Origin of the sequence: Salinisphaera sp. LB1 (assembly GCF_003177035.1) — a bacterium.
Lineage (GTDB): Bacteria > Pseudomonadota > Gammaproteobacteria > Nevskiales > Salinisphaeraceae > Salinisphaera.
The window spans coordinates 2,936,787-2,953,661 of the sequence record NZ_CP029488.1; the positions used below are offsets into that span (position 1 = coordinate 2,936,787).

14 protein-coding genes are annotated in these 16,875 nt (G+C 63.7%); 10 read left to right on the top strand and 4 right to left on the bottom strand.

Going from position 1 to position 16,875, the window contains the following annotated elements; translation table 11 throughout:
- Positions 1-81: 81 nt before the first annotated feature.
- Together SALB1_RS13185 and SALB1_RS13190 are read right to left on the bottom strand one after the other, a co-directional pair.
- Positions 82-747 (bottom strand): hypothetical protein, encoded by a 666-nt coding sequence (locus SALB1_RS13185; RefSeq protein WP_199678804.1) that lies wholly within the window; start codon positions 745-747, stop codon positions 82-84.
- Between the two features lie 31 nt (positions 748-778).
- Positions 779-2,554 carry a DUF1302 domain-containing protein gene (locus SALB1_RS13190; protein ID WP_109994282.1) on the bottom strand — a complete coding sequence of 592 codons (1,776 nt, stop codon included), beginning with the start codon at positions 2,552-2,554 and terminating at the stop codon, positions 779-781.
- 560 nt (positions 2,555-3,114) lie between these two features.
- Between SALB1_RS13190 and SALB1_RS13195 the strand changes: the two genes are divergently transcribed.
- From SALB1_RS13195 to SALB1_RS13235, 9 genes are all read left to right on the top strand, one after another.
- Positions 3,115-3,900, top strand: a complete 786-nt coding sequence (locus SALB1_RS13195; protein ID WP_255414399.1) for an IclR family transcriptional regulator — start codon at positions 3,115-3,117, stop codon at positions 3,898-3,900.
- 151 nt (positions 3,901-4,051) lie between these two features.
- Positions 4,052-5,266 (top strand): acyl-CoA dehydrogenase family protein, encoded by a 1,215-nt coding sequence (locus tag SALB1_RS13200; protein WP_109994284.1) that lies wholly within the window; start codon positions 4,052-4,054, stop codon positions 5,264-5,266.
- Between the two features lie 30 nt (positions 5,267-5,296).
- Positions 5,297-6,064 (top strand): SDR family NAD(P)-dependent oxidoreductase, encoded by a 768-nt coding sequence (locus SALB1_RS13205; RefSeq protein WP_109994285.1) that lies wholly within the window; start codon positions 5,297-5,299, stop codon positions 6,062-6,064.
- 17 nt (positions 6,065-6,081) lie between these two features.
- On the top strand, positions 6,082-7,164 hold the full coding sequence (locus SALB1_RS13210; RefSeq protein ID WP_109994286.1) for a phosphotransferase family protein: 1,083 nt from the start codon (positions 6,082-6,084) through the stop codon (positions 7,162-7,164).
- 40 nt (positions 7,165-7,204) lie between these two features.
- Positions 7,205-7,993, top strand: coding sequence for a 5'/3'-nucleotidase SurE (surE, locus tag SALB1_RS13215; RefSeq protein WP_109994287.1), 789 nt, complete (start codon positions 7,205-7,207; stop codon positions 7,991-7,993).
- A 201-nt stretch (positions 7,994-8,194) separates the two neighbouring features.
- A complete protein-coding gene (locus SALB1_RS13220; protein WP_109995438.1) occupies positions 8,195-9,850 on the top strand; it encodes a long-chain-fatty-acid--CoA ligase in 1,656 nt (551 codons plus the stop codon).
- A 49-nt stretch (positions 9,851-9,899) separates the two neighbouring features.
- A complete protein-coding gene (locus tag SALB1_RS13225) occupies positions 9,900-11,987 on the top strand; it encodes a 3-hydroxyacyl-CoA dehydrogenase NAD-binding domain-containing protein (protein ID WP_109994288.1) in 2,088 nt (695 codons plus the stop codon).
- 22 nt (positions 11,988-12,009) lie between these two features.
- The gene (locus SALB1_RS13230) at positions 12,010-13,191 is read left to right on the top strand and encodes an acyl-CoA dehydrogenase family protein (protein ID WP_109994289.1); all 1,182 of its coding nucleotides are present in this window, start codon (positions 12,010-12,012) and stop codon (positions 13,189-13,191) included.
- 20 nt (positions 13,192-13,211) lie between these two features.
- On the top strand, positions 13,212-14,375 hold the full coding sequence (locus SALB1_RS13235) for an acyl-CoA dehydrogenase family protein (protein ID WP_109994290.1): 1,164 nt from the start codon (positions 13,212-13,214) through the stop codon (positions 14,373-14,375).
- A gap of 186 nt (positions 14,376-14,561) precedes the next feature.
- Here SALB1_RS13235 and SALB1_RS13240 read toward each other — a convergent pair whose 3' ends face one another.
- Complete coding sequence (locus tag SALB1_RS13240) at positions 14,562-15,152, bottom strand: acetate uptake transporter family protein (RefSeq protein ID WP_109994291.1); 591 nt, start codon at positions 15,150-15,152, stop codon at positions 14,562-14,564.
- A 291-nt stretch (positions 15,153-15,443) separates the two neighbouring features.
- Positions 15,444-15,785 (bottom strand): hypothetical protein, encoded by a 342-nt coding sequence (locus SALB1_RS13245; protein ID WP_109994292.1) that lies wholly within the window; start codon positions 15,783-15,785, stop codon positions 15,444-15,446.
- A 134-nt stretch (positions 15,786-15,919) separates the two neighbouring features.
- On the opposite strand from SALB1_RS13245, the gene SALB1_RS13250 reads away from it, so the two are divergent.
- Positions 15,920-16,822 (top strand): LysR family transcriptional regulator, encoded by a 903-nt coding sequence (locus tag SALB1_RS13250; protein WP_109994293.1) that lies wholly within the window; start codon positions 15,920-15,922, stop codon positions 16,820-16,822.
- Positions 16,823-16,875 lie beyond the last annotated feature (53 nt).

Consider the following 16,875-nt stretch of genomic DNA (forward strand, 5'->3'; position numbering starts at 1 on the left):
GTACTGGCACTTACGGGATGCATGACACGATTCTACCGTCGATCGAACGCGGGTCAATAAAAATGGAATGGAATTCCATTTTTATTGATTGGGCGAGTTGGATTGCCCGGCGCCTGACGCCGAAGCCGAGGCATTGAACAGGCCGGCCTGGATCAGTTGCCGAGCCACGACGTTCGCGAACTGTTTGGCGCCTGCCTTGAGGCCATGCGGATTGTAGGTGACGGAGGTGGCCGACCAGACAATGGCCCGTTGCTTGATATCCCAGAAATTGATTCGCGCCACGTAGGTCGTTTCGTTGAGCGAGAAATCGGGCCCTAGCGGCGCGGCGCGCATGCTGAGGCCGGCTTCGACCGGCGCGGGTGCGGACGGGGGTGAGGGCACGCGCACGTTCTGGATTTTCTTGTGCACCAGATGAATGCCGATGGCGCTGTCGAAACCATGTTCGCGCAGGCGCTGCGCAACATAGGCGCGGGATTTGCCCTTGATCCCCTTGTTGCCATAAATCGGCATGGCAGCACGGGCTTTCACGCCACGGGCGCGCAGCGCGTCGACCACGGCGTTCTCCAGTGTGCTCCGGCTTGGCGAATCCACCAGCACGCCGACCACGGGCGCGCGGTAAGGCGGTTTGGCGATTGCTTCCATGTTTGGCCGGACATCGACCACACGCGTATGCCGATAGGGCGAGTTTGCACAGGCCACCAGCAGGGCCATCCCGCCCAGCGCCAAAGCCATCTTGATCTTGTTCATTGAGCTGTCCTCGGGTAGGTCGCTTGCGGCGCTAGAAGGAATAATTGGCGCTGAAGGCGAAATAATCGCGGTCCTGGACCGTGCTGTATTTCGTGGTGTTGTAGTTGGTATACGACAGGTCGCCGCCGAGATGGTGGTATTGCAGGCCCAGCCCGACGGTGATCGTGCGTTGATGCTCTTGGAATGAATTATCGCTGGAAAAGCCGTCCACGCCCTGGCGCAGGGTCAAGCTGGGCTTGAGCGCAAGCGCGCCAATGACATTGTTGTAGGTGGACTCAAGCGAAATCTGATAGCCCCAGCTGAAATCGGTCACGTAGCCGCCGGCACCGGGTGCGCCGATTCCGAAATTCGTGTGCCGGCCGAAGCGTATGTCGTGGTGGCTGGGCAGGTTGGGAATCGTTTCGAACGCCGTCTCGGCCGAGGCCACCGTTTTATCGGCGCCGAGCAGATCGGGAATGATGGTGGTGAAGGTCAGCTCGGCACGCTCCACACCGTAGCGTTTGTAGCCCTGGACGTTCTGGCCGAGACCGATTGAATCCACATAAGCCTGGGTGCCGGCCGGAATGTTGGGGTTGGCCGGTGAGCCGGTGGCGGATGTGGCGGATGTGGCGGATGTGGCTGATTGGGTGGTCAGGTCCGGGGTGTTGATCTGCAGCGGCATGTTGTCGACATAGCTCAGATTGAGCGCCAGGTTGCCGATGTTCTGGAAGGTCTTGTCGGCTGTCAGGCCAAACACTCGAATGTCGTTCGGGTAATCATAGTGAAAGGTCACGGAATTGAAGACCGCCGGCGCGGAAGGGGTCGGTCGGGGGTCGGCGTTCTTGTGCAGCGAGTAATACGGCAGGCGGGCGTTGTAATTGAAAAAATACGCACCGATATGCGCGTTCTGCTGCGCGAACGAGTACTGGAGCTTGAAGCCGTACTGTCCGCCGTTGCTGGCCTTGTTATCCGGGCCACGGCGGAAATACAGGCCGTGATCGAGCGCGTAGCGGTTCGGTACCACCACCTGATTGGAGAACGTGGCATAGCATCCGGGCGCGACATTGTCGTAGGTGGCGTAAAACGTGCCACAGCCGTCGGTGACCGAATGCTGCCAGCTGAACTGGTAGAACGCTTTCATGTCCAGATGCTGCGTCAAGCCCAGGTCGGCGCTGAGCATGCCGGCCGGGATCAGGTACTGCTGGTAGCCCGAACCCGGTCGATGAAAGGCCGGCAGGTCGATGGCATTCAGCGAACCGAACGAGCCGCGGGTAAACAGGCTGCGGCCCCACAGCAGCAACTGCTTGCCGAGCTTGAAGCTGACGTCGTGTCCCCGGACATCGAATTTACCGAAGGCGTAGGCTTGCTGGAAGGTGGCGCCATTGAACTTGGCGCGTCTGTTGAAACCGTCGTCGCTCAGCGGTGTATTCGGCACATAGCCGTTGGGCACGTTGCCGTGCGCCACCGACTTGTTGTCCTCGAGGTAGTCTTCCCAGGCCTGGCCGCTGACGAATACCCCGTAGTTGCCATGGCTCAGTTTGACGCTGCCGTAGAGCTGGGCGCTACCCTTCACGAAATCGCCTTTCTTGTAATTGAGATCGCCATCGTCCGAGACGGCATCATCCGAGCGCCCGCCGGCCCTGTTGCCCGCGAACAGGATGTCGTTGCTGGGCGATTGGGTCCGGATGGCGCTGCCGGCAATCGCCTTGAGGTTCCAGTCAGCGGACACGCCATGCCCGAGATCGACATTGCCGCCGGCGAGGGCGGGGCCGGCGAATGACAACAACCCGGCTGCATACAGCCCCCTTTTGCGAAAACCACTGTTCATGGTCGTGCTCTCCTCTTTTCGTTTTTGTCCCGGCATCCTCCGAATGGCATGCCGGTTCTTTTAAAATGCCGCGCCAGCGATTTCGGCGTCGGGCGAGCAAGGGCTGTTCAAGCAGTTGCTCGGTGCCAGGTATCGCTCGGGCATGGTGAAAATCACCTGCGCTGTTTTTTTGGAATTTCGTTTTGCAATTCGGATTGGGTCTAAACTGTGCCGCTGATGTCGTCAAGCGGCGCCGACCGCCTCGGTCGACCGACGCAGCGCGGCGCGAGCGATCTTCGGATGTGTTGTTGAACGCGCCGGGGCGGCCGGAACCCTTGTGGCGGATTGGCTTGCGTTGGCGGTGCGCGGGCGATGGACGTATCGTCACGTCTGCCGCAACAGCCGCTCGCGGGCCGATCGTCTGCGACGGATGTCGAATCCCGGCCGGGGGCGTCCAAGGGGCCGGCGATTGAATCTGCGCTCGCGTTACACGGGCCGGAAAGGGGCGAACTCGAGGGTTCGAAAACATGACAACGACCAGGGCAGCACCGATGCGCCGAACAAGAACAGGGACGGATTCAGTGGATGGGAAAAAGGATCCCAATTTCGTGACCGCGCTCGCGCGCGGACTTGAATTGATGCGTTGTTACGGCGACGCGGCGGAGTATCTGGGCAACGCCGAGCTGGCTGCGCGTACCGGCATCCCGCGACCAACCGTCTCGCGCCTGACGGCGACGCTGACCCAGCTGGGTTATCTGATTTACGTGCCGCATCTGGAACGCTATCGACTCGGCCCGCGTGTGCTGGGGCTGGGGTATCGCTATCTGGCCAGCGAGGGCGTTAGCAACATCGCGCGGCCGTTCATGCAGGAGCTGGCGGATGCCACCGACTGCTTCATTGCCCTGGGCGTGGCTGAGTGCACCCAGATGACCTACACCCAGACCTGTCAGGGTCCGGGCCCGTTGATCATGCGCATGGGCACCGGTTCTCGCGTGCCCATGGCCTATACCGCGATCGGCCGGGCTTTTCTCGCGGCCCTGCCGGCGGATCAGCGCCGGACCTATTGCGAGCTCATCCAGCGCGACGATCCGAGCGCGTGGCCGCATATCGAGCGTGCCCTCGATCGTGCCGATCGCGAGTACGAACAATACGGATTCTGCGTTGCCGAAAGCGAATGGACCCGTGATGTCAGTGGGGTGGGCGTGCCCCTGTTGCTGGAAAACGGGCGCCGCGTGGTGGCATTCAACTGCAGCGGCTCGTCGCTGCGTTTGAGTTATCAGATTCTGACCGAGAACCTCGGCCCCCGGCTGCGCGCCATGGTGGCGCAGGTGCGCGAGCTGATCGAAGGCGGCGACGATCGCGGTTGACGCCGCCCGCTTCGGGCGCGCATGTCGACACAAGTGGAATGCCGTTTTGCTTTGTTGACGGCCTCTCTGGCGCTGTGTCACTTTGCAGATAAGCACAACACGCCTGACGGCCGAATCGGCCAGTCGGGAGGATTCGACGGAGGAGAAGTCGATGGGAGCGCTTTCCGATCGCGCCGAGGCGCTGCGATCCCGGCTGCGAACGTTCATGGCCGAGCATGTGTATCCGAACGAAGCGGTCTATGCCGCCCAGCACGCACAGGCGGCGGATCGTTGGTCGGAGCCGCCGATTCATGGCCAGCTCAAGGCCCGGGCACGCGAGCAGGGGTTGTGGAATCTGTTCCTGCCCGATAGTGAGCACGGCGCCGGCCTGTCCAACCACGACTACGCCCATCTGTGCGAGATCATGGGGCGCAGCCCGATCGCGCCGAGTGTGTTCAATTGCAACGCGCCGGACACCGGCAACATGGAAGTACTGGCGCGTTACGGCAGCCCCGAGCAGCAGCAGCGCTGGCTGACGCCGTTGCTCGAAGGCGAGATCCGGTCCTGCTTTTCCATGACCGAGCCAGAGGTCGCCTCCTCCGATGCCACCAATATCGGCACGTCGATCGTGCGCGACGGCGATGAATACGTGATCAACGGTCGCAAGTGGTGGTCGTCCGGGGCCATGTCGCGCGATTGCGCGATCGCCATCGTGATGGGCAAGACCGACCCCGAGGCCGAGCGCCACAAGCAGCAATCCATGATTCTCGTGCCGCTGGATACGCCGGGTGTGAAGATCGAGCGTGCACTGCATGTGTTCGGGTACGACGACGCGCCCGAAGGCCATGCCGATATCCATTACGACAACGTGCGGGTGCCGGCGGGGAACATCATTCTCGGCGAGGGGCGCGGGTTCGAGATCGCCCAGGGCCGGCTGGGTCCGGGGCGCATACACCACTGCATGCGCACCATCGGCATGGCCGAACGGGCGCTGGAAGCGATGTGCGCGCGGGTCGCCGAGCGCGAAGCTTTCGGCCGCAAGCTGGCGGATTTCGACTCGATCCGTAAACAGATCGCGCGTTCCCGGGTCGAGATCGACCAGGCGCGGTTGCTGACGCTGCAAGCCGCCGAACGCATGGACGCGGTCGGCAACAAGGCCGCCCGCCAGGAGATCGCGATGATCAAGGTGGTGGCGCCCGAGATGGCACTGCGGGTGCTCGACCGGGCGATCCAGGCCCACGGCGCGCTCGGTGTGTCGCAGGACAGCTTCCTCGCGCGCGCCTGGGCACACATTCGCACGCTGCGGCTGGCCGATGGGCCGGATGAGGTGCATCTGGATGCCATCGCCAAACTCGAACTGCGGCGCCAGAGCGCCGATGCCGGCTGAGCCGGCGAACACGGCTTACAGGAGCGGGATATGGAGCAACTGTTTGATTTGACCGGCCAGGTCGCGGTGATTACCGGTTCCAGCCGGGGCATCGGCAAGGCGATCGCCTGGCAGATGGCGGCGCACGGGGCGAAGGTCGTGATCTCCAGCCGCAAGGCCGAGGCCTGCGACGCCGTGGCCGAAGAACTGCGCAACGCCGGCTTCGACGCCATCGCCATTGCCTGTCATGTCGGCGACAAGAGCCAGCTGCAGCATCTGGTCGATACCACGATCACGACCTACGGCGGTATCGACGTGCTGGTATGCAACGCCGCCACCAACCCGGTGTACGGCCCGACCGGCGACATGACCGACGAGGCCTGGGACAAGATCATGAACACCAACGTCCGCTCGACGTTCTGGTTGTGCAACATGGTGCTGCCGGGCATGGCCGAACGCGGGCGCGGGCGGGTGATCGTGCTGTCCTCGATCGCCGCCCTGCGCGGTAACAACGTGATCGGGACGTACGGGGTTTCGAAGGCGGCCGAGGCGGCGCTGGTACGCAACCTCGCGGTCGAATGGGGGCCGCAAAACATTCGTGTCAACGCGATCGCGCCGGGGCTGGTGCGTACCGATTTCGCGAAAGCGCTGATCGAGGATCCGGAGCGGCTGGCCCAGGCCGAACAGCGCACGCCGGTGCGCCGGATCGGTGAGCCCGATGATATCGCCGGGGTGGCGGTATTCCTGGCGAGCGCGGCCGGCGATTACGTCACCGGGCAGACGCTGGTCGCCGACGGCGGCGAGACGATCTCGGGTTAAACAGACGGGAACACGCTATGAGCGAACAGGCGGCAGGCGAACCGGCGCTGGTTGATATCCGAAGCGCCCATCGATTCGATACCGACGCACTCGAACGCTATCTCGAGCGCGAAGGGCTGCTCACCGGGGCGCTGTCGGTGAAGCAGTTCCAGGGTGGCCAGTCGAATCCGACGTTCCTGTTGCAGATCGGGGCAGGCGAACACGGCGCGCGCTATGTGCTGCGCAAGCAGCCGCCGGGCAGGATTCTGCCCTCGGCGCATCGCGTGGACCGGGAATACCGGGTGATGGATGCCCTGGCGAACGTACCCGACGTGCCGGTGCCGGCCATGCGCAGCTACTGCGATGACGCCTCGGTGATCGGCACACCGTTCTACGTGATGGATTATGTCGAGGGCCGGGTGTTCAACAACCAGCCCACCCTGACCGATATCGCGCGCGATCAGCGGGCCGGGGTGTATCACCGCATGATTGATACCCTGGCGGCCCTGCATTCCGTCGATGTGGCGGCAGTCGGGTTGTCCGATTTCGGCAAGCCCGAGGGCTATGTCGAGCGCCAGGTTGCCCTTTGGCGCAAGCAGTACGAAAAGTCCACCGATGAACCCGATCCGGCCATGATCGCGCTCGGCGACTGGCTCGCCGAACACCTGCCGCCGGATAGCCCGCCGACCATCGCCCATGGCGATTTCCGCATCGGCAACCTGCTGCTGGCGCCCGATTTGTCGCGGGTGCGTGCGGTGCTCGACTGGGAGCTCGCCACGCTCGGGCATCCCCTGGCCGATCTGGCCTATGCCTGTCTGCCGTACTACCTGCCGCCGGGCCAGGCCGGTCTGCCCGGTCTGGTGGGCCTCGACCTGGCCGAACACGGCATCCCGGATGAGGCCGAGCTGCTCGCGCGCTACCGCGCGCGTCGCAATCTCGCGCGGATCGATGACTGGCCCGTGTTCATCGCTTTTTCGCTGTTCCGGATCGCCGCCATCCTGCAGGGGGTCTATGCGCGCGCGGTTCAGGGCAATGCCAGCAACGCCAATGCACTGGAAGTCGGGCGCCAGGCCGGCCGGCTGGCCGAGCGCGGCTGGGAAATCGCGCGAAGCCACGATTGACCGGCATTTCGCTCGGCCCGTTTTTGAATCGAGAGTCGGCATGACGCGCTTTCAGCGCATCCTGGTCACCAATGACGATGGCATCGATGCGCCGGGCTTGGCGGTGGCCGAACAGCTGGCCACCATGCTGGCCGACGAGGTATGGGTGGTCGCGCCGCAGACCGACCAGTCCGGTGTAGGCCAGGGCATTTCCATGCACCAGCCACTGCGAGCGCTACGTCGCGAGGCGCGTCGCTATGCGGTTTCCGGTACCCCGGCCGACTGCGTGATGTATGCGCTGGCTGCGCTGTGTGCAGATCGGGCCCCCGATCTGGTGCTGTCGGGGGTGAACTGGGGCGCCAATCTGTCCGATTCGGTGATGTATTCCGGCACCGTGGGCGCGGTGCTGGCTGCCAACCATCTCGGCATCGACGCCATCGCGCTCAGCCAGGCCTATCATGCCGGCGCCGCGCCGGATTTCAGCGTGGCCCGGGCTTATGCCCGACGGGTCATCGACCCGTTGCTGGCCCGGCGGGCCCGCGACGGCAGCTGCTGCTGGAGTGTCAACTTCCCCATGCAGCCGCTGGATTCCATACGCGGCCTGCGTTTCACTCGTCAGAGCCGGGGTGCGATTCGTGCCCCGAAGCTGACGCCAGTCACCGCCAACGATCCGCACGCTGGCCAGTGGCTGGGTTTCCACAGCAACGCAGCTGCGGTCGACGACCCGCGCGGCGATGTCGCGGCCTTGCGCGAGCACCATGTCTCGGCCACGCCGCTGCACGGCACGCGCTGCAACGAAGCGTTGCTCGCGCGGACGGCGGACGATCCGGATATCGATATTCGCCGCTGAGCGATGAGCGGCTGATCGTCATGGCGCGCCGGGCCACGGACTGCATTGCGCCGGCGTACGACATTGGAATTAAAAAATGGAATGTCGTTTCAAAATACATTGACGCCACCGGCGGCCGGTGACAGAGTCGGATCCATCCGGATAAAACATGCGCTTCAGAACGCGTGGCCGGGTCTGTTGGACGACGAGGAGATGCACGCAATGTTCGATCGGCACCATGCCGTATGGCCCGCCTACCTGCCGCACCGTCTGGCCCTGCCCCAGACCAGCGTGTTCGCCAATCTCGCGATTTCCGCGCAGCGCTATCCGGAGCGTGACGCGATCCTTTATTACGGCGCCGCGATGACGTATGCCGCGCTCGAGCGCGAGGCGCTTGCGCTGGCCGGCTATCTGACAGCGCAGGGCGTGGCCCGCGGCGACCGGGTACTGCTCTATATGCAGAACGCGCCGCAGTACGTCGTCGCCTTCTATGCGATTCTGCGCGCCAATGCGGTGGTGGTACCGGTCAATCCGATGAATCGCACCGGCGAAATCGAACACTACGCCCGCGATACCGAAGCCCGCCTGTGCCTCTGCGGCCAGGAGCGTCTGGCCGAGGTCACGCCGCTGGTCGAATCCGGGCTGCTGGACGAGATCGTGGTGACGGCCTACAGCGAGTACGCGCCGGCGGCTTGCGATTTCGAACTGCCGGCGGAGGTCTCGGCACCGTTCGAAACACCGCGGGCAGCGGGGGTGACCGCCTGGCGCGATGCCATGGCCGCCGGCCACGCGCCGCCGGCGCTTGAAGTCGGCCCCGACGATCTCGCGGTATTGCCCTACAGTTCCGGCACCACGGGCCAGCCCAAGGGCTGCATGCATACCCACACCTCGGTGATGGCCACGGCGGTGCACAGCGTGGTGTGGAGTTACGGCACTTCCGAGGGCGTCAATCTCGCCACGCTGCCGTTCTTTCATGTCACCGGCATGCAGAACAGCATGAATGCGCCCATCTATGCCGGCGCGACCCTGGTCATCATGACGCGCTGGGACCGACGCACGGCGGCCCGACTTATCGAACGCCACCGGGTCGATCGCTGGACCAACATCGTGACCATGGCGGTGGACCTGCTGGCCGATCCCGAGATCGAGTCCTTCGATTTGTCGAGCCTGACATACATCGGCGGCGGCGGAGCGGCCATGCCGGCCGCGGTGGCCGGCAAACTGCGCGACCTGACCGGGCTGGATTACATCGAAGGCTACGGTCTCAGCGAGACCATGGCGGCGACTCACATCAATCCGCTCGGGGCGCCGAAAGCCCAGTGTCTGGGCATTCCGGTGTTCAGTGTCGATGCGCGGATCATCGACCTGGAAACGCAGGCCGAGGTGTCGATCGGCGAGAGCGGGGAAATCGTGTTGCATGGGCCGCAGGTGTGCGTCGGCTACTGGAATCGGCCGGAGGCCACGGCTGCGGCCTTCATCGAGATCGACGGCAAGCGATTCCTCCGGACCGGCGATATCGGCCGCTATGACGAGGACGGCTATTTCTTCATGGTCGACCGCGTCAAACGGATGATCAACGCCTCGGGCTACAAGGTCTGGCCGGCCGAGGTCGAGGCGTTGATGTACGGCCACCCGGAGATCCGCGAAGCCTGCGTGATCGCCACACCCGACGCCCGTCGTGGTGAATCGGTCAAGGCCTGCGTCGTGCTGGTCGACGGCGCGACCGCGACCGAGGCCGACATTCTGGCCTGGTGTCGCGACAACATGGCGGCTTACAAAGTGCCGCGGGCGGTCGAGATCTGTCTCGAACTGCCTCGCTCCCAGACCGGCAAGGTCATGTGGCGTCGCCTGCAGGAGGCCGAATGGGAAGACGCATAACCGGATATTTGCTTCGCCCGGCGAGGGTTTTGCAGCGCAAGGAGTATTCATGAGCGATGTCGTTTCCTATCGATGCGAGGCGGGCGTCGGCCTGATCGTGGTCGACAACCCGCCGGTCAACGCCCTGGGCCACGCGGTTCGCCAGGGCCTGCTCGAGGCCTTGAACGAGGGCCTGGCCGACGAATCCGCCAAGGCGCTGGTGATCATGGGCGATGGCCGCACCTTTCCGGCGGGCGCCGATATCCGCGAGTTCGGCCAGACACCGAAGCCGCCGGCGCTGCCCGAGGTCATCGATGCAATCGAGGCCAGCGATAAACGAGTGATTGCTGCCGTTCATGGCACGGCCCTCGGCGGCGGCATGGAGATCACGCTCGGTTGCGATTATCGACTGGCGTTGGATTCGGCGAAAATGGGGCTGCCGGAGGTTAACCTCGGCCTGCTGCCCGGCGCCGGCGGCACGCAGCGCCTGCCGCGCCTGATCGGCGCGAAGGCGGCACTGGAAGCAATCGTCGAGGGCAAGCCGATCAAGGCCGCGCGGCTGGCGGAGATGGGGGTCGTCGACGTGGTAGTGAGCGGCGATCTCAAGACCGAAGCCATCGCCTACGCCCAGAGACTGATCGCTGAGGACGCGCCGCGCCGCCCGGTCAGCGAGCTTTCCGTTGCGACAGAAGAAGCCGCTGTCTTCGCCGAGTTCGAGGCCACCATCGCGCGCAAAAAACGCGGCCACCTGGCGCCGTTTCACTGCATCAAGGCGGTCAAGGCGGCCACCGAGATGGATTTCGCCGCCGGCATGGCGCGCGAACGCGAGCTGTTTGCCGAATTACTCGATTCGCCGCAGTCGGCGGCCCTGCGCCATGTCTTCTTCGCTGAACGCGAGGTGGCCCGGGTGCCGGGGCTGGCAAAGGATACGCCGCAACGCGAGATCAAGCGCGTCGCGGTGCTTGGGGCGGGCACGATGGGCGGCGGCATCGCCATGAATTTCCTGTCCGCCGGGATCCCGGTGACGCTGCTGGAAAACAAGCAGGACGCGCTGGATCGCGGCGTGGCGACCATGCGCCGGAACTATGAGGCCAGCGCCCGAAAAGGCCGGCTGGATGCCGAACAGGTCGAAGCCAACATGGGCCGGTTGTCGACCACGCTGGACTATGGGGATCTGGCCGAGGCCGATCTGATCATCGAAGCCGTGTTCGAGAACATGGACGTCAAGAAGACCGTGTTCGGCGAGCTCGATCGGGTGGCGAAGCCCGGGGCGATTCTGGCAACGAACACCTCGACGCTGGACGTGGACGAAATTGCCGGGGCGACGTCCCGGCCGTCCGACGTGCTCGGCATGCATTTCTTCTCGCCGGCCAATGTCATGAAGCTGCTGGAGGTGGTGCGCGGCAAGCAGACCGCGGACGACGCGCTGGCGACGGTGATGGCGCTGGCGCGACGTATCGGCAAGGTCGGGGTCGCGGTCGGCGTGTGTTACGGGTTTGTCGGCAATCGCATGCTGCACAAGCGCCAGGCCCAGGCGGTGGCGCTGGTCAATGAGGGGGCCACGCCGTCCCAGGTCGACCGCGTGCTTTACGATTTCGGCTTGCCCATGGGGCCGTTTGCGATGGCCGATCTGGCCGGGCTGGACGTGGGCTGGCGCATTCGCGAAGGCCTGCGGGAAACCGATCCCGCCAACGCCCCGGCGCGCAACTGGATGGATGCGCTGGCCGAGGCCGGCCGCTTCGGCCAGAAGACCGGAGGCGGTGTCTTCGACTACTCCGATGGCGGCCGTACGCCGGAGCCGTCGGAAGCCACGGCAGCCGAGATCGAAAAATATCGTGCCGAACAGGGCATTACGCCGCGCGAAGTCAGCGACGAGGAAATTCGCGAGCGCTGTCTTTACGTGATGATCAACGAAGGCGCGAAGATCCTCGAAGAAGGTATCGCCGCGCGGCCGCTGGATATCGACATCGTCTGGATCTACGGCTACGGCTTTCCTTCCTACCGCGGCGGGCCGATGTTCTGGGCCGATCGGCTCGGGCTCGAACACGTCCGTGAACGCATCAAGGCATTCCACGAGGACAGCGGCGATCCGGACTGGCAGATCGCGCCCCTACTCGAAAAACTCGCTGGCGAAGGCAAGGGCTTCGCCGACCTCTAAGCTCTTTCGGTAACGACACCCCATGGATATTGAATACAACGACGCCGAGCGCGCCTTTCGCGACGAGGTGCGCGGCTTTCTGGCGGAAAATCTTCCGGCCACGATCGCCGAAAAGGTCAACAACTATCGACGCTTGAGCCGCGATGAAACCGTGCACTGGCATCGCGTGCTGGGCGAGAAAGGCTGGCTGGCGATGCACTGGCCGACCGAATACGGCGGTCCGGGCTGGTCGCCGATCCAGAAGCATATCTTCGAGGAAGAGAGCGCCGCGGCCGGGGCGCCGCGCCTGCTGCCGTTCGGCATCAATATGGTGGCCCCCGTCATCATCAAGTTCGGCAGCCAGGCGCAGAAGGATTACTACCTGCCGCGCATGCTCACCATGGACGACTGGTGGGCCCAGGGCTATTCCGAGCCCGGGGCCGGCTCGGATCTGGCCAGTTTGAAGATGCGGGCCGAGCGTCAGGGCGATCACTACATCGTCAACGGCCAGAAGACCTGGACCACGCTCGGCCAGCATGCGAACATGATCTTTTGCCTCGTGCGCACGGATCCCCAGGCGGCGAAGAAGCAGGAGGGCATTTCCTTCCTGCTGATCGACATGAACAGCCCGGGCGTGACCGTGCGCCCGCTGATCACGCTGGACGGCGAGCACGAGGTCAACGAAGTCTTTTTCGACAACGTCGAAGTGCCAGTGGAAAACCGGGTCGGCGAAGAAAACAAGGGCTGGACCTACGCCAAGTACCTGCTGACCTTCGAGCGCACCGGCATCGCCGGCGTCGGCATATCCAAGGCCGCGCTGGCGCATTTGAAGACCATCGCCCATGAGTACCGGATTCGCGGGCAGCGCCTGATTGAACAGCCTGCGTTCGCCGACCGACTGGCCGAGATCGAGATCGAATTGATGGCGGTCGAGATGACCAACCTGCGCGTGGTCGCCGCGGCCGAGGCCGGTGGCGTGCCAGGCGCCGAAAGCTCGTTTCTCAAGATCATGGGCACGGAAGTGCGCCAGAAGATTTCGGATCTCTATCGTGAAGCGGTCGGCCCCTATGCGCTGCCGTTCATCGATGAAGACGACGCCCCCGTAGGCCCCGATTTCGCCGGTGTGGCGGCACCGACCTATTTCAACCTGCGCAAGCTTTCGATCTTCGGCGGCTCCAACGAGATCCAGAAGAACATCATTTCCAAGGCCATTCTCGGTCTCTAGACACACGAGGCAGATCCGTCATGGATTTTTCATACAGCGATGAGCAGCGCATGCTCAAGGACATGGTCGACCGCCTGGTCGCCGAGCAGTACGATTTCGACACGCGCGAAGCCGCGCGTGCCTCGAGCGCCGGCTATTCGACGCAGATGTGGCAGCAGTTCGCTGAACTCGGCCTGCTGGGCGTGCCCCTGTCGGAGGACGCCGGGGGTTTCGACGGCGGCGGCGCCGAGTTGATGGTGGTCGCCGAGGGCTTCGGCCGGGCGTTGGTGGTTGAGCCGTATCTCGCGTCCGTGGTGCTCTGTGGCCACCTGATCGATGCGCTCGCCGACGGCGTACACAAGGCCGAACTCGCCGAGTCGATCATCAGCGGTGAAATGCGCTACGCGCTGGCCTGTCATGAGCCCGATGGCGGCTACGATCCGCACTGGATCGCCACCACGGCGCGCGCCGATGGCGACGGCTATGTGCTGGATGGCAGCAAGGCCGTGGTGGCCCATGGCGATAGCGCCGATCGCCTGATCGTGATCGCCCGCAGTAGCGGTGAACCGGGCGATCGCGACGGGCTGAGCGCTTTTCTGGTCGATGCCAGCGCGCAAGGGGTGGCCCGTCGTGGTTATCCCACGATCGATGGCCACCGGGCCGCGGATATCACGCTGGCAAACGTCCGCGTGGGGGGCGATGCGCTGCTGGGCGAAGCCCGGCAGGCGGGGGCCGCTCTGGACGCGGCGCTCGAACGCGGGGTGATTTATCTCTGCGCCGAGGCCACGGGCGCCATGGACCGGGCCTGTGAACTGACGCTGGAATATCTCAAGCAGCGCAAGCAGTTCGGTGTGCCGATCGGCAGCTTCCAGGCACTCCAGCATCGCATGGTCGACATGCGGATTGCGCTGGAAAAAGTCCGCGCCCTGACGTTCTGGGCGGCCTGTTCGCTGGAGTCCGCGCCGGACGAACGCCGGCAACGCATCGCGGCCGCCAAGGTGATGGTCGGACGGGCCGGCCGCCAGGTCGCCGAAGAGGCCATACAGCTGTTCGGCGGCATGGGCATGATGGAGGAATCGGCCATTGCCCACTATGCCAAGCGCATCGTCATGATCGACCATTGGCTGGGCGATCATCGTTGGCACATGGCCGCGTTCCGCCGCGCGCTTGTCGATGGCGACAATGCGCTGGCGAACGCGGCGTAATTGGCGATTTGATCATGGGCCTGCCGGCGGCGACTGTAAGCCGGCAGGCTACTGGCGGGGTTCAGCCCGTTTTTGTGCCGCCGAGGGCACGGCGCGCCCTCCGTTTCGGGGATATGTGCGGCGGCGCCGAGGCGCTGTTTTCATGCCGAACGGCACCGCCGGGATGACATCGCTGCGGCGAGTCGATCACAAGCCGCCGGTCGGTGGCGACTGCGCCGCGCCAACCGGCAACACGATGCGGTCGTTGGCGCCGTTCACGATGGCGGCAAAGGCCAGATAGATGGACACTACGGCGAGCATCAACGTCGCGTAACCGCCCAGCACGATACAGATTTCGGAGTCGAACCAGTGCCCGAACGCGGCCAGCACGAAGCTGACCGTGATATTCAGAAAGAAGAACTGTAGCGCACGCGATTCCTTGAGCGCCCCGAGCCATAAAGCGAGGGAAACGGTGCCGAACAACAGGAAATACCAGCCGGCGAATGCCGGTGCGACGCCTTTATGAAAGAACAACAAATAAAGCGCCAGTGACCACCAGAAGGCACCGAAGGCGGTGAATCCGGTAAAGCCCAGCGTATTGCCGCCAACGAACTCCAGGCAACCGGCAATGACCTGGGCGCCACCCCCGAAGGCAAATACCACCGCGATCAGTAATCCGATGTTATCCGGCGGGTACCAGCCGGCGTTGATCATGCCCAGCAACCAGGCGGGCAGGGCCGTGGCGAACAGGCCAAGCGGCGCTGGATCGGCGGTTTGTCGAGTCGGGGCAGTGCTCATTAGACAGCCTTCATTATTGTGTATCGTGCCGTTCGATACTCACGCCCCGGATTCGATGTTCGCTATCATCATTTTGTATTATGGAACAGCGTTCCGTAATACGCGTGGTGACGAATGGGTTTGAAACCCGGGATAAGGCAGCACTCAATATCTAAAGGCGCGCCTCCGACTTAACCCCGCTCCTGATCTGGTTTGGCGATTCTCCCTGAAGACGCATGCCGGCTGGTAAAACGGGCCGAGATACGGCCCGTTACCCGATGAGCATAGGGGCGGTCGTTCGGCTCTAGCCGTTCAGTAGGGGGCGGACATATAGGGCGATTGATACTTGAGCACAGCCGGGCTGTTTGAGCGCTCTCTCTTGAAACGCTGGATTGTGTGCTCTGACGCCCCGTTGTTGTCAGGCGTGTCGCTGAAATTGTCGGAAAGCGCACCGATCCCAGCCGGCTGCTGGAACGCGAAGGCGTTTTTGATCTCGAAGGTTCCAGCCTTTTGCTGCGTCGTGCGTTGCGGGTTCGACTGGCTGTCGGTCGCCGTTGAGGGGTTGGCGGCCTGAGCCGAAATAGTGCCGAGAACCAGGCCGAAGCCGAGGAGGATGGCTGCGCCGGTACGGGTTTTCTGGGCCAGTGTGTTCATGCTCGATACTCTCGTCAATAAATGGCGATGCGTGTTTGCTATCGCCGAAGCTAGCTGTTGATGCATACTCTATTGACTTACGTCGAGTGAATAAACCGCTAGATATTCATTTGTTTATTTAGTTTTATTGTTGAATGAATCTGCTCAACGCCATGACGACGTTCGTCCGTATTGTCGACGAGGGCAGCCTTGTGGCAGCGGCGAACAGCAGCGGGCTATCGCCGGCCATGGTGGGTAATCACCTCCGTGCGCTGGAAGAACGGACGGGGATGACATTGCTCAACCGGACCACGCGCCGTCAGAGTCTGACCGAGTTCGGTCGCCTCTATTACCGGCGCTGTGTCGATATCCTCGAGTTGGTCGAAGACACCGACATGCTGGCGCAGCAATCCCAGGCCACGCCGCGCGGCAAGTTGCGGATTACTGCGCCTCATGCTTTCGGTGCGGATTGGCTCATGCCCGCGTTGACGGATTACACCGCGCAATACCCGCAAGTCACGATCGATCTGGTGGTCGACGATCGGCTTTTCGACCTCGTCTACGACCAGTTCGAAGCCGCCATCCGGATCGGCGAACTGGCCAACGAGGATCTCGTGGCCCGGCCGCTGTCCCCGTTCCAATCGCTACTCTGCGCCGCGCCGGGCTATATTGCAGCCCACGGGCAGCCGGCCGAACCGTCCGAACTGGTCGATTACGACTGCCTGCTCTATACCTACGCGCGCCAGATTCACGCGGATCTTTCCTCTTATGTGCTGAATCTGGCCGGCCCGGCGGGCGCGGTGGATGTCACCGTCACCGGGCGGGTCTACGTCAACAGCGCCGCGGCGCTGCGCCGGGCGGCCTTGTCCGGTATGGGCATCACATTCCTGCCGGAACGTGCCGTTGCCGATGACATTGAACGCGGCGATCTGGTGAACGTGCTGCCCGAATACCGTTCGCCCGAACGGCCGCTGCATCTGCTGTATCGGCGTGACCGGCGCCTTTCGCCCAAACTGCGCAGCTTCATCGATTTCGTGCTCGCGCGCTTCGGGCGTTAGCCCTCGGTGGGTGCGATCGGACGCGGCCGCAAGCGGTCCTCGAGACGAACTCA